Raw genomic sequence first — 14,278 nt, forward strand, 5'->3', positions numbered from 1 at the left:
GCCTAATTATTTTCTGTTCAATCATTATACAAATTCATTAAAAAATGATACATTTCTAATAGACTACTTTCGATTGCCGTATTATATATTTTAAGCCAATGTGTACCATTACTAAAAAACTGTTTTTTTTAGCCTTATCGCTTATACTGGCACAAGCCTGTGTAAAGCCTCAAAAAACAGCAGATTCTGCCAGCCCCCTTTCTACTACACAAGCCAGTAATCCTGCCACTGATTACCTTCCGGTTAAGCCGGATACCATTTACGCCGAACATGTACGTACCAGCGAATTCAGAACGCCAGAGCAGGAACGCTTACAATTTATTCTGCCTCCGGATTTTGAAGTGACACTGTTTGCTTCTGAGCCGGATATTACCAAGCCCATCAATATGGCTTTCGACGAAAAAGGACGTTTGTGGGTAACCCAATCTTCAGAATATCCAATAGAAGCCGGACCCAGTGAAGGCAGTGACCGGATCACCGTACTGGAAGATACAAATGGCGATGGAAAAGCCGATAAGATTCAGGATTTTGCCAGTGATTTAAACATTCCTATTGGGATTATGCCAGTAAAAGGGGGCGCTATTGCCTATAGTATTCCTAATGTGTACCGGTTGTATGATACAGATAATGATGGCAAGGCGGATAAGCGGAAGGTGATGTTAGGTGCGTTTGGCCATAAGGATACGCATGGCATGGTCAATAATTTGGTACGGGGCTTTGACGGCTGGATACATGCTTCTCATGGATTTGCCAATACTTCCCTTATAGCAGGCACCGACGGAGATTCTATCAAGATGTTTTCGGGAAATACATTCCGTTTCAGGTTAGATGGCAGCCGGGTAGAAAAAACAACGGATGGGCGAATCAATCCCTTCGGCTCTGCTTTCGATGAAATGGGCTACCATTATTCAGCCGATTGCCATACATTGCCTATTTACCAGTTAATATGGGGCGGAGATTATACCCAATGGGGGAAAAGGGAACGAAGTATGGGATTTGCTCCTACGATGATGGATTATGATCTGAATTCTACCGCATTAGCAGGTTTGGTGTATTATACTGATACCCATTTCCCTGCCGAATACCAGCATAGCTTTTATTCTGGTGACGTAGTTACGTGCCGCATCAGCCGAAATATAATGACATTTAATGGATCAACCCCCAAGGCCACACGCAAACAAGATTTTCTGGTAAGTAAAGATCCCTGGTTCAGGCCGGTAGATATTAAGGTAGGGCCAGATGGGGCTTTGTATATTGCTGATTTTTATAACCGCATTATTGGCCATTACGAAGTTCCATTAAACCATCCCGGCAGAGACCGGATTAGTGGCCGGATCTGGAAAATTACCTACAAAGGCAATAAGCTTAGTCCCATTCTGGATTTTTCGAGTATGAGCCAGGAAGAATTACTCAACGCTTTATCTAATGAAGTACTCCAAACCCGAATGAAAGCCACTGATGCCCTGGTAGACCGTTTTGGCAAACAGGCGATACCAGCTTTGCAGAAACATATACGCACAAAGAACATAGCTACTAATGGGCTGATTCAATCGCTGTGGGCTTTATATCGGCTCAATGGCCTTCCGGAGCCTATCCTGGTATCAGCAATAAAACATACGGATGTACGGGTAAAAGTACATGCTTTTAAAATAGCAGCTAATCACAATAAACTCACTGACCCATTGAGAACTCTGGCCATGCAGAGCCTGGATGATTCAAATCCACATGTACAACGGGCTGCTGCTGAAGTGCTGGGCAGGCATCCCAGTGAACAAAACCTTAGTAAACTGGTCAGTCTGGCAAGTAAGGTGCCTGCGTATGATACGCATCTGCGGTATACGGTATTACTCAGCATTAAAAATCATTTGCAGCGAGAGGGAATTATGCAGCAAGTAGCCAGGGAGAAATGGGACGAACAAAGTGCTGGTATTATTGCTATGATTGCGGCCGATATGCAATCATGGGAGGCTGGCAGATATTTGTTCACCTATTTAAAAACCTATAATTACCCCAAAGAACGTTTTCCAGTGTATATAGAATCAGTTACCCGTAATATGCCGGCATCCGAAATAGATGAAGTAATTGATTTCGTAAAAAACAAGACCGGAAGTTATCTGGAAGACCATTATCCCCTGGCCAAAGCGGTAAATGCAGGTATAGAGCAAAGAGGAGGTAAATCAAATGAAATAGAAGCCTTACGAAAGTGGAATACAGGGCTGGCAACTCATTTTCTTTTACAGGTTCCGGATAATAATCAGTCCTTGAGCAAAGAGCTGAAAGAACGGCTTGTATATGCGGCACAGATGGCAGAATTATATAAAGAAGATTCTTTGTTGCCAGAGCTTAGAAAATTGTTTGCTTTCCGTAATGCTGGCGACGAAACAAGACATGCCGCTGCTGAAGCGCTCATATCCATAGCTCCGGAACATTATGCTATATGGATAGCCAACACACTTGATGATAACGAAGAAACAATAGCCATGCGCCAGCGGATGGCCAGAACACTAGCACAGTCAAAATTACCCAAAGTCAGGTCGTTGCTTGTAAGAAATATGAAAACAGCCCCCTATGAAGTGCAGGAGACAATAGCCGGTTTACTGGTAAGCGATACGACAGGAAAACCACAACTGATTAAATTAATCAGGCAGGGTGAAGCACCAGCCCGAGTGTTAAAGTCCCGCAATGTAGAGGATCTTTTTCTGGCTGGCATACAACCAGAGCAAAAAAAAGAATTTGACCAGCTAACAGCCGGTATACTGCCCATTAGTGAAGAACGCCAGAAACTGATTGAAAAAAGAATAGCTGAATTTACCCCGGCAGGCAAAACAGCGGATATGGGGAAAGCAATATTTATCAAAAATTGCAGCATGTGCCACCAGATCGACAAAACAGGAGGATTAATTGGCCCGCAGCTGGACGGCATTGGAAACTGGGGCAGACACTCCCTGACCACTAAAATTCTAGACCCTAACCGGAACATTACCGAAAATTTCCGGATGTATAATATTACCTTAAAAAATGGTAAAATGGTATCTGGTCTTTACCGCAGGGATGAAGGACAATCGCTGGTGTTAGCAGATGTGTCTGGCAAGGAATTCTCTATCCCACAACAGAATATTCAGGAAAAGGTAGCTTCTCCCTATACATTGATGCCAGATCATTTCAGTACCACTATTTCTAAAGAAGACTTTGATGCCTTGCTGGTTTTTTTGTTACAGGAGAAATAAATAACAAGGTTCTCTTATGATAAGCCAGCCATCACTACCATGATGCGTTCTATCTTCTTTCGGATCTGGGCAGAGCTTTCACTGACATAATCGTTGGTAATAATGGCAAACGACATGAGTTCGCCGGATTTGTTATAATAGTAGCCGGAATAATTCATGACCCGTTCGAGTGTTCCTGTTTTAGCCCGTATATTCCCGGCTGCGGCTGTTCCTTTGCCTATATTTTTCATAGTACCCGATACACCGGCCACAGGCAATGAGTTATATAAGGGTGCAAAAATGGAATCTTTGGCGCACCAGTTTAATATATCAGTAAGCGTAGTAGCCCGGATAACATTAGTACGTGAAAGGCCACTTCCATCGCGCATAAAAAAACCATCGGTATGAATGCCTTTCTCTTTCCAGAACTTTACAATCGCCTCTGTTCCGCTGAATGTAGTACCATCTTTAAAGATATTTACGCCCAGGAGTTTTGCCATGGCTTCTGCATAGAGATTCATGCTTTTTAGGTTGGTTTCCTCTACAATGGCAGAAAGGGGAGGAGATAGGTGTGCAAAAATCGGCTTGCGGTCTGTATTGATTTTCGTTTTCCGCATGCGTAAAAGCCTGGTAGAAATAGCCATCTGACTTACCTTAATGCCTTTTTGAGTGAGTTTCTGCTGAAGTAAACCGGCACAGAATGTTACAGGATCTGGCAAGGACCCTCTGATATCAAATTCATTTACGCCAGCCGGAATGGTGCCCTGAATCTGCCGTAAATAGGTATAAGGAGCGCCATAAATATAGGCATTATCGCCAGAACCAGCTTTACCGGTAGTTACTTCATTGATTATTTCTAACTGTTGCATAGGGGGCACTATACGCAGAATTCTGGCCGGATCACCTATTTTAGCCCCAGGTTTGAAATAGAGGGTATATAAGTTATCATTAATATTTAATCCATACACAGGTGCGCCATAATAATTTCCTATATCAGACCATACCCATCCGCCCGGTGTTACGTTATCGTTATACATATCTCCATCTCCAATCACCGCCCCATTTACCTGGGTAATGCCAGCCTCCTTAATCTTATCTGCCCATACCTCCATCAATGGGCCGGTTGCCAGACTGCCTTTCACCTTATCAGAACCCAGTACCGGATCTCCACCTCCCAGAATATAAATATTCCCTTTCAATACGCCATCTGTACCTAATACGCCATCATATTGTAATTCTGTTTTGAAAGTATACCCGGCACCAAGTACTGCCAGTGCGGTAGCCGTAGTGACTAATTTCAGATTAGAAGCAATGATTACACTTTTGTCACCATTGAATTCGTATATGACTTTGCCTGTTTTGGATGATTTGAGCGAAAATGCAACTTGTCCATGTTTAATTGCCGGATCGTTAGCCAGGTCTTGTACAGCCGTTTGCAGATCACTCAGTGAAACAGCAACAGGCGGTTTTGAAGGAGTATCATTTTCGGGTGTCTGGGCACAGGCACAGATCAGAACAAAGGCCATACAACTATAACTGGCCAGTCGTTGAAAGGGAAAGCGCATAAGGAAATCTAATAATTTTTATGTATCATACGAATTTTGTACAGGTTTTATGCAAAAAATACTCAAGCACTATTTAAAGCGCCTCACCAACTTAAGTTCGAGCAATAAATCGCTGTTGCTGCTCACTTTGCCTGCCGGCCAGTTTTTTGATCTGAACGAACTTGATTTTTTAAACAATAAACCTTCCTTTGAGCTTATTGCTCAGCTGATTGCCGGAAAAGAAAGCATCTATTTGTGTGATGGACAAGACAGCCGTTTTGACAAAGTAAATGAAGCCAGTACCATATTAAAAAAAATCGACCGTACCGAAAATTTTATTGAAGAAGAACGGGGTGCCCGTGATTTATATGTGGGCTATCCGATGATCCGGGGCAAACTTTCCGATGGAACACTCATCCGCTGCCCTTTGCTGTTTTTTCCGGTAAGCCTGGAATTGCGGCAGAACCGCTGGATGCTTTTGCAGCGAACCGAAGAAGAAATTACGCTCAATAAAAGTTTTTTGCTCGCCTATGCGTATTTTAATAACGTAACTATATCCGATGAGTGGATTGAAACGGGTTTTGCTGATTTTAATGCAGATAGCCGGATATTTCGTACCCAACTCTATGAATTGCTCAAACAAAGTCCGCTGGAAATAAACTTTAATCAGGATTTATTTACGGATAAACTTCAGTCATTTCAACGGTTTTTAAAAGCAGACTTTGAGGCCCAGGAAAAAACCGGCGAACTTAAATTATTTCCGGAGGCAGTTTTGGGCATTTTTCCGCAGGCTGGTTCTTACCTGGTGCCCGATTACCAGATTCTCTTGCAGCAGAATGAGGTTCAAAGCCTGGAAGAGTTTTTTCTCACCAAACGCCAGGATACCACTACTGCATTACCTATTAAGGAAGAACATACCTTTACCCCTTTTGCCATAGATGCTTCACAGGAGAATGCCATTAAGGCTATTAAAAGCGGCCAGTCGATGGTAATCCAGGGTCCTCCAGGAACCGGAAAATCGCAGTTGATCTGTAACCTGATCGCCGATTATATAGCCAGGGGTAAAAAAGTATTGCTGGTGTGCCAGAAAAGAGTAGCTCTGGATGTAGTATACGACCGTTTGAAAGAATCTGGCTTAGCACAGTTTTCGGCTTTAGTACACGATTTTAAACACGACCGCAAAGCCATTTATGAGCAGATTGTATCGCAAATTGATAAAATAGACGCCTATAAAGAGCAGAATAATAGCCTGGATGCCATTTTTCTGGAACGCACCTTTTTACAGGAAAGCCGCCAGATCGATAAATTATCGCAGGAACTGGAAGAATTCCGGCAGGCGTTATTCGATGCTGCTGAATGCGGATTGTCGGTAAAGGAACTCTACCTAACCAGCGATATTACGGAGCCGCATCTTCCCCTGGATACCAACTACAGGCACTTTACTTTCGAAAATCTTTCTGATTTTTTGCAAAAATTAGGTTATTACCAGGCTTATGCCCGGCAGTTTGAAACGCAGGATTATCCGTTGAAAGACCGTATCTTCTTCATCAATTTTTCTTATACTGACCTGAGTGCTATCATACAAGCTATTTCGCAGGTATATCCTTTCAAACAAAAAATAGAACAGGAAACAGAGAAAATCTGCGGTAAACCATTGTCCATTGATCAAACAGAAGCTTTGCAAACACAGGTGGAATCATTGCAAGCTTTTCTACATCTTTTTCAGAACCAGACTCAGTGGGATGTATTTCTGCAACTGCTTTCAAGCCGGAATCAGAAAGCTGGTGATGCAAGCTGGATAGAAACTACAGAACGTGAATTAACCAGTTATTTGCAAGGCGTAGGTATTGAAAAGACAATTGCCCCCGGTGAATTAGCTTTAAAGCATCAAAAGCTGGCAAAAGCCCGTTCAGCCCGGTCTGGATTGTTTAGCTGGTTATTCTGGCAATGGTTTTCCGGGGATAAAAAGGAGATAGAAACGTTGGCTACCGCTAATGGATTAGACTTGCGCCAGGAAAATCTGGAAATCTTATCGCAAAAGATAGCCAACCGGATAGCAGCGGATGAATTGCTAGGACAGCTAAATGGGATTAGAACCATACACAATCTGTATGAATTATCATTGGTTCAGGAATGGTTTGAGAATCAGAAAAAGGCTATTGAGGCGAAAAAAATGGCCGGGAAAATCCCTTTTTTACAACAACATCCGGCTTTGTTGCAATTGCCATTGGTTGATTTTCAGGCGAAAATATCTGCGCTATATGCCTTAGTTGAAGAAACCGTTCATACAAAGAAACACTGGAAAAATTATCTGAGTGACAGCCAGATCAGCCGTTTACAGGAAAATCAGTCATTAGCCTCTATATTGATTCCAATTTTGCAAAACGATTTTGATAACCTGAGTGAGTTAGATCGCCTCAAAACGGAAATGTTACCAGTAGAACAGGAAATTACCTTTTCCTTATGGAAGTTCGCAGAAAATGAACCGCAGGAAACCGACATAGTCGCCTTATTTGATAATAGCTTACGGATCGCCTGGATCAACCATATTGAAAACAAATTTCCCATTCTAAGGACAGTTTCTACACTCAAACTAGAGCAGACTGAAAAACAGTTGCAGGAAAGTATTCTCAAAAAGATGCAGACCGGGCAGGCAATAGCTTTACTTAAAGCCCGTGAGCAAACCTACCGGGATCTGGAATATAACCGGCTTGGTAATCTGGTTACGTATAGGGAATTAAAACATCAGACCAGTAAAAAACGCCACATATGGCAAATGCGAAGATTGTTTTCAGCTTTTTCCGCAGAAATATTCCGCCTGATTCCCTGCTGGATGGCTTCTCCGGAATCTGTGTCAGCTATATTTCAGATGGAGCAATTATTTGATCTGGTAATATTTGATGAAGCTTCGCAGTGTTTTGCCGAGAGAGGAATTCCGGCTATTTACCGAGGGAATCAAATAGTAGTAACCGGAGACAGCCAGCAACTGCCACCGGGCGATATTTACCGGGTCCGTTTTGAAGATACTACGGAAGATATACCAGAACTGGAAGTGGATTCATTGCTTGATCTGGCCGCACAATACTTCCCACAGATTCAGCTCAATGGACATTACCGCAGCCAGTCGCTGGAACTAATCGATTTTTCAAACAAGCATTTTTACAAAAATACCTTGCAACTGCTTCCAGACAGGCACCAGATTAACAGCAGGGAGCCTGCCATACGGTATATTAAAGTTGAAGGTATCTGGCAGAATAATACCAATCAAATCGAAGCACAGGAAGTAGTAGAATGTGTGCATGATCTGGCGAGCCGGTATCCGGAGAAAAGTATTGGTATTGTTACCTTCAATTTTATGCAGCAGCAACTCATTCAGGATTTGCTGGAAGAACAAGCACAGTCAACAGGCAAAAGCTGGCCTGCCTCTCTTTTTGTGAAAAACATCGAAAATGTACAGGGAGACGAACGGGATATTATCATTTTCTCCATAGGCTACGCACCAGATGCCAAAGGCAAACTAGCGATGCAATTTGGCAGCCTGAATATGCAGGGAGGAGAAAACCGGCTGAATGTAGCGGTTACCCGTGCCCGTGAACAGATTATTATGATTAGTAGCATTCTGCCTGTCCAGTTGAAAACAGAGGATACGTTGCACAAAGGTCCTAAACTGCTCAAACAGTACCTGGAATATGCCTGGCAGGTGTCAGAAGGTGCGTATATCCCAATACCTAAACCAGTTGAAAATTTCCGGGCCAGTTTGCTGCTAAAAGACCAGTTGCCTGCATGGAGTGACAACCTGAAGAAAGAATTGCCTTTTGCCGATCTAACTGTGAAGCAACAGGATATGTACCACTCCTTGGTGCTTACCGATGATGATTTATACTTCCAGAGCCTTTCTACCAAAGACGCCCATGCGTATACACCATTTTTACTCAAAAAGAAAAACTGGCCTTTTGTACGAGTTTACAGCCGGGAATACTGGCGGGATAAACAAAAATTGCAAGAGAAGGTAGTTAAATAATCATGATGATTATAGATTAGAAGATTTTTTGTTTAGCTATTGAATCATGGAGAAAAGCAGAGTGTGTTTAGTTTTTATTTAATCACCACTGTTTATTTCAGATTTATATTCTGGGAAAGCTTCCATCTGATTCAAAGAATAGAAAATATCAGCCCGGAAATATCAAAAGAATGCCTGCTAAAAAATATAATGCGAAAGCAACAGTAATAAGACAAGCCTGGACAAGAGTTATAAATGCATATAAATGTATAATGATAAAGAACAAGCTGTTATTCATAGTAAATAACAGCTTGTATGAGCTAATAAAGATGTAAATTAATTTTATGAGCTAAAAAATTAGGGTTGGTCTTTGTGGAAGACTTTACCTGCCACCCCTTTGGCTCCATCCTTTAAATCTTCAAATTTATCTTTTGCTCCTTCTTTCAGATTTTCAAAGGTTTCTCCTACATCCTCTTTCAAATCCTGAATTTTATCTTTAACTACCGCAAAGAAATTAAATTCCTGATCATTCATTAAGCCATCAACCTGGGAGCTTACAGAATCCGGTAATTTAGATTTTATAAAGTTTAAAGTTGCACTATAAGCAGCTTCAGCCTGTTCATGCGTAATACCGGCACTTGCGGCTATTTGAGTAACAATTTGATCGGGTTTCATATCTGATGTTGGTTAGTAATGTAAAGCATGTATACTCAAAATCAGCGTAAGGAGTTGTTACAAAAGACTAAAATTTAAACGCAGGTGAATATTCTTTCACGGTTTCAATAAAACATTTCACCTTATCCGGATCGGTATCCGGATATACGCCATGTCCTAGGTTAGCAATGTGGCGGTAAGGACCAAACGCCTGCAGCATTTTTTTTGTTTCGGTTTCGATCTGCTGATAAGAAGCATATAGCACACATGGGTCTAAGTTACCCTGCAGGGTTTTATCTGGTCCCAGCAACGTTCTGGATTCTTCTATTTCCATATTCCAGTCCAGGCCAACAACCTGACAATCCAATGTCTTCATGGCAGTTCTCGCAAAAAAAGCACCTTTGGCAAACACTGTTTTTGGCACCTGCTGAATTGCATTACAAATCTGGGCAATATAGGGCAGCGAAAAAGTATGATATTGATCCGGAGCTAAAATGCCTGCCCATGAATCAAAAATCTGGATGATGTCTGCTCCGGCGGCTATCTGTCCTTGTAGGTAATCGATGGTGCTGTCGGTGATTTTCTGAAGTAGTAAATGGGAAAGTTCCGGTTCCGTATAAAGCATTTTTTTTGCTTTAGAGAAAGTTTTTGATCCTCCGCCTTCTACCATATAGGAAAAAATAGTCCAGGGGGCACCGGCAAAACCAATAAGCGGCACCCGTCCGTTTAGTTCTTTCTTCACAATCCGAATTGCTTCCAGCACATAGCCCAGGTCTGTTGCTGCATCCGATATTCTTAAGTTATCAATATCAGCCCGGGTTTGAATGGTTTTAGGAAAATGAGGTCCCCGTTTCTCCTGCATTTCATAAGGTAATCCCATGGCTTCGGGAATTACCAGAATATCCGAAAATATAATAGCAGCATCTACCCCCAGAATATCCACCGGTTGAATAGTGACTTCTGCGGCCAGTTCCGGTGTGGTAGCCAGTTCAATAAAACCGCTTAGTTTTTCCCGTACTGCTCTGTATTCTGGTAAAATACGGCCGGCCTGACGCATCAGCCACACAGGGGTCCGTTCGGTTTTTTCACCACGGGCGGCTCGTAGCAGTAAATCATTTTTCAGTTGCATACAGCAAATATAGACAAACCCTATAGCTTTGAAAACTTATAGCCTAGGTGTGTATTAGATTAAAATATGTGGTGTTTGGGAGCAGAATTTTGTAAAGGTGGCAATGAATGTGAATCTCTGAAATAGAAAGCCTGAATGGCTACAAATATTCCAGTAAGTATAGCCATACTGGTGACAACTGGTGTAAACGTATCCCCACTTTTATTAGAAGAAGGGTTGTTTTTTATGTTTTTCATAGGCTTGTTTGACAGAATCGGGAATAACATTCTGAAGCTTATACATTTTTTTGCCAGGGTAAAACAGAATCCGGGCCGTAAATTCGTCCGTCTTTGTCTAAATCGATCCAATATTGTTTAGAATCCCACGGACCAAAAATTATATGATTTTCTACCCAGAACTTCATGTTATGCAGAGGTCCATGAATATAATTCTTACTGATCCAATATTTTCCTGAGTCTTGTGGCCCTAGTATGCGTCGATTTTCTACCCAGTATCCAGTGTACATGTAGTTTGGTTTAGTTGTAACGAAGCTTATTAACCAAAAGATCGTTACTGCTTCATCTCGATATTGTTCGTAAGAACAATATGTATACTACGAATCTTTTTTTAATTATCAGCATGAAGGAGGGTAATAGTGGTAAGTTTTGTTAGGGAGCAACAAAACTTACCATTTCATGAAAGCAGATAAATTATAAAACAGCTTTGCTGCCTATTTGCCTACTATAGTGGTAAACCTTTGGCGACTGTGTGTTGAGAGAAATCTGTTTTGCAGGCTTACTGATATTTATGCCTGTTTTTTCTTTATAAACAGGTTCTCTACGTTTGGATGTATTGTTACAATACCCAAGGGCAACCCAAACGAGAATAAAAATAACGATAGTACCTAGGCATCCCCCTCCAAATTTTTTGGCGGCAGCACCCGCAATTAGGGCTCTGAAAAAATTGTTCATGGCTATTGTTTATGGTTAGTTATAGTGGATAGTTCGTTTCAACGAATAAATGTCAAACAAGTTCTACAATAAAAAAGGCCTTTTTACAAAAAAGCCTTTTTTATTGGAATGCATGTCTAAACTAATTCAAACGGATGTTATCTGGAGTAGCTTTACTTCTGGAAATTAATAGGCTGATCCATCAGGGGTACCTATCTCCCGGTGCTCGTCACCCAGCCAGTGTTCTGCCTGTGAACGGTCTTTGAAGTACCTGAGCCGCACTGAGTTTACCGAAAACGAATGCAGGGTGTGTACCAGGGTATCGCAGGTTTCGGGCACCAGATCGGCCACTTTTACCAATCCGGCATCGAGCAGTACATCTTTATTTGGAAAAGCTGGTGCCATCAACGTGCCACTTTCATCTGGTTCGAGGGCTGTCAGGTCATTTAATAAGGTAAACGTGCCTCTCATTAAGGGGGCAATTCTGTTAAAATAACCTCCAATTTCCATTACATCTTCCTGGTCATCCCAGCTTTGAAAAGCCTTCACATACAACCTGTTTCTCATCCGGTCGGCTGTGAAGGAATAAACGTCGTTTTCAGCTACCAGAAAGGGAGTTACGGAAGTAGTAAACCGGTGTACAAAATCCGATTCTTCATCCAGTTGCACCGGATATTCAGTAGCCGTATGATCGGCAGGAATAGTTTCGCCCAGTAAATTATCCTCTACAAGCGGACTCTGGTGTAATTCGCTCTGGTATACTGCATCTGCCTGCTCTGCCACAGTACCTGCACTGCCAATATGAGAGATATCGCCTACAAAACGGTTGTCAGTGAGTTCGTCTGCTGGTTGTGTGGTGCCCATACTACGGTCGCCATGTTCGGTAAAACTGCTGTTGCCTATATTTTCAACAGGTGTACCTGCTGTAAAATCACTGGATGTAGTGGAAGTCTGGTTGAAAGCCATAGGCTGGTTATCGGTTCTATCAGCAGGTAACATGTCTTGCTGAAGCAGATCGAGGTCAACCTGGGGATGGCCTTCTGATTTTCCATTCACGTTTATAATACTATCCAGGCGGATCACCTGATTCTCGAGTTTGGCAAATTCCACATGGTCATGTGTATACAAATCCAGAATCCGGCTGATCATTTTGGTTTCTTCACCGTTTTCGTCACGGTATATAATTTCGCAAATCTGCTGGGTGGTAGCGCAGGCTTCTAATTCATCGTAGAAATCAGAGCTAATGGGCTTATACTGCTTGTTTGATTGGGGTTGGTTTTCCATAAGTTTACTTTTTTGAGTTATACGCAATAGGTATGTCAAGGTAGGTACTGTATAGCAGGAGTCCGGCCTGTTTCCAGGCAGAAATAGGTAATTTGTTTCTTACCCTGACTCCTCTCAAACAAAAAAGCATATGTACAGCTGATATCTAAATTTCAGCCAGATTCATTAGTTACAGACTTATCCTCTTAGCTCCTCTTGCCCGGATGTTTTTGCACACTGTTAGATAAGGCTTCCTGAATGCGTTCGTACAAGTTATAAAAGATATGCTTATCTGCCCGCTGGTAAATAGCATTTTTTAATTCCTGCTTCAATTCAAAGGCAAAATCGTCCAGCTCAGAGATAAAAATCAATAAAATAACGGCTGATTTCAGCAGTTGATTATAGGCTACAAGGTTCTTCTGTATGTTACCTATCACCTGCTGCTCCGAAAAATAATGTTCAGCAAGCAGGGTATGTGTTAATTTATAGGAATCCATAGGATGTTCTGGTCAAAGGTTAGTATATATTGTACTATAAATAGCTGGTAAAGTTATATAAATTATAAAAATATTAATTATTATAAAAATCTGATATAATTTGGCCAGATACATATAATCCAACGAAGCCCGCCAGAAAAGGTTAGAGGCGAATAGGAAACTATGAATTGGGCATAACAAGAAAGCCTGACATATACTATGTCAGGCTTTTCAGGCAAATAAGTGAATTATCGTATTAAGCGTTTACTACTTCTTTTGTTTTCAGAAAAACAGTGTTAGTGGCTTTCTTCTTAGGTAACTGAATAATTCCTATCAGATTAAATAATTTGATTACTTGGTACGTAGGATCAATTTCGTACCATTTGTAAGCAAAGTTAGCCCGGTTACCATGCGTATGGTGATTATTGTGGAAACCTTCTCCCATCATAAATATATCTACCGGCATCAGGTTTCTGGAAGTATCTTTCACCTTGAAAGTAATATACCCGATTTTGTGAGCAAACCAGTTAATAATGGCACCATGGATCGGAGACATCAGGAAATGGAAAGGCAATAATAAAAACCAGATCCAGGAAGGAGCAAAGGCAATGTAGAACAAGCTATACAAGGTTCCCCAGGCAATCCGTACCCAGCGCTGTGAAGCAAAATCATCGAAAGATTTCCAGTCAGGTACGTTTACCGTGAATTTAGCGTCTACTTCTACTTTTCTGGTCCGGATGGCATTATAAAATGTATAGGTTTTCCACATCATATCGAAAATACCGGTGCTGTATTTGGGTGAGTGTGGATCTTCTTCAGTATCGGCAAAAGCATGGTGCATACGGTGCATCACACCATAGGCATAGGCGCTCAGGTAATTAGAACCCTGGAATATAAAAGTGAGTACAAAAAATACCTTTTCCCAGCCTTTAGACATTGTAAATGCCCGGTGAGCTGCGTAACGGTGCAGGAAAAAAGTCTGGAAGAACAAGGAGCCATACCAGTGGATAGCAAAGAAGATTAATATAGCGATCATATGTTATTGCGTTTTGTTCAAATATTCCCTTTCCTGCTAAG

The 14,278-nt window shown here is 41.7% G+C and carries 11 protein-coding genes; 2 read left to right on the forward strand and 9 right to left on the reverse strand.

The features are described from left to right. The first annotated feature begins 98 nt into the window (after nt 1-98). The gene (locus GXP67_RS21970) at nt 99-3,227 is read left to right on the forward strand and encodes a PVC-type heme-binding CxxCH protein (RefSeq protein ID WP_162445108.1); all 3,129 of its coding nucleotides are present in this window, start codon (nt 99-101) and stop codon (nt 3,225-3,227) included. 14 nt (nt 3,228-3,241) lie between these two features. On the opposite strand, the gene dacB is transcribed toward GXP67_RS21970, so the two are convergent. Next, nucleotides 3,242-4,771 (reverse strand): D-alanyl-D-alanine carboxypeptidase/D-alanyl-D-alanine endopeptidase, encoded by a 1,530-nt coding sequence (dacB, locus tag GXP67_RS21975; protein WP_162445109.1) that lies wholly within the window; start codon nt 4,769-4,771, stop codon nt 3,242-3,244. Between the two features lie 49 nt (nt 4,772-4,820). Here dacB and GXP67_RS21980 point away from each other — a divergent pair, with 49 nt between their 5' ends. Further along, nucleotides 4,821-8,771 carry an AAA domain-containing protein gene (locus tag GXP67_RS21980; RefSeq protein WP_162445110.1) on the forward strand — a complete coding sequence of 1,317 codons (3,951 nt, stop codon included), beginning with the start codon at nt 4,821-4,823 and terminating at the stop codon, nt 8,769-8,771. Between the two features lie 336 nt (nt 8,772-9,107). Here the strand turns inward: GXP67_RS21980 and GXP67_RS21985 are convergent, their stop codons facing one another. From GXP67_RS21985 to GXP67_RS22020, 8 genes are all read right to left on the reverse strand, one after another. After that, nucleotides 9,108-9,425 carry a hypothetical protein gene (locus GXP67_RS21985; protein WP_162445111.1) on the reverse strand — a complete coding sequence of 106 codons (318 nt, stop codon included), beginning with the start codon at nt 9,423-9,425 and terminating at the stop codon, nt 9,108-9,110. 67 nt (nt 9,426-9,492) lie between these two features. Then, nucleotides 9,493-10,533: a uroporphyrinogen decarboxylase gene (hemE, locus tag GXP67_RS21990; protein ID WP_162445112.1), complete on the reverse strand. Its 1,041-nt coding sequence runs from the start codon at nt 10,531-10,533 to the stop codon at nt 9,493-9,495. A 59-nt stretch (nt 10,534-10,592) separates the two neighbouring features. Further along, nucleotides 10,593-10,769, reverse strand: a complete 177-nt coding sequence (locus GXP67_RS21995) for a hypothetical protein (protein WP_162445113.1) — start codon at nt 10,767-10,769, stop codon at nt 10,593-10,595. Between the two features lie 38 nt (nt 10,770-10,807). Next, the gene (locus GXP67_RS22000) at nt 10,808-11,038 is read right to left on the reverse strand and encodes a hypothetical protein (protein ID WP_162445114.1); all 231 of its coding nucleotides are present in this window, start codon (nt 11,036-11,038) and stop codon (nt 10,808-10,810) included. Nucleotides 11,039-11,222: 184 nt separating this feature from the next. Then, nucleotides 11,223-11,483 (reverse strand): hypothetical protein, encoded by a 261-nt coding sequence (locus GXP67_RS22005; RefSeq protein ID WP_162441256.1) that lies wholly within the window; start codon nt 11,481-11,483, stop codon nt 11,223-11,225. 165 nt (nt 11,484-11,648) lie between these two features. Then, the gene (locus tag GXP67_RS22010) at nt 11,649-12,746 is read right to left on the reverse strand and encodes a hypothetical protein (RefSeq protein WP_162445115.1); all 1,098 of its coding nucleotides are present in this window, start codon (nt 12,744-12,746) and stop codon (nt 11,649-11,651) included. A 185-nt stretch (nt 12,747-12,931) separates the two neighbouring features. Continuing rightward, nucleotides 12,932-13,222, reverse strand: coding sequence for a hypothetical protein (locus GXP67_RS22015; RefSeq protein ID WP_162445116.1), 291 nt, complete (start codon nt 13,220-13,222; stop codon nt 12,932-12,934). Between the two features lie 235 nt (nt 13,223-13,457). Beyond that, nucleotides 13,458-14,237: an acyl-CoA desaturase gene (locus tag GXP67_RS22020; protein ID WP_394351943.1), complete on the reverse strand. Its 780-nt coding sequence runs from the start codon at nt 14,235-14,237 to the stop codon at nt 13,458-13,460. Nucleotides 14,238-14,278 lie beyond the last annotated feature (41 nt).

The sequence above is a fragment of the Rhodocytophaga rosea genome, assembly GCF_010119975.1.
GTDB lineage: Bacteria > Bacteroidota > Bacteroidia > Cytophagales > 172606-1 > Rhodocytophaga > Rhodocytophaga rosea.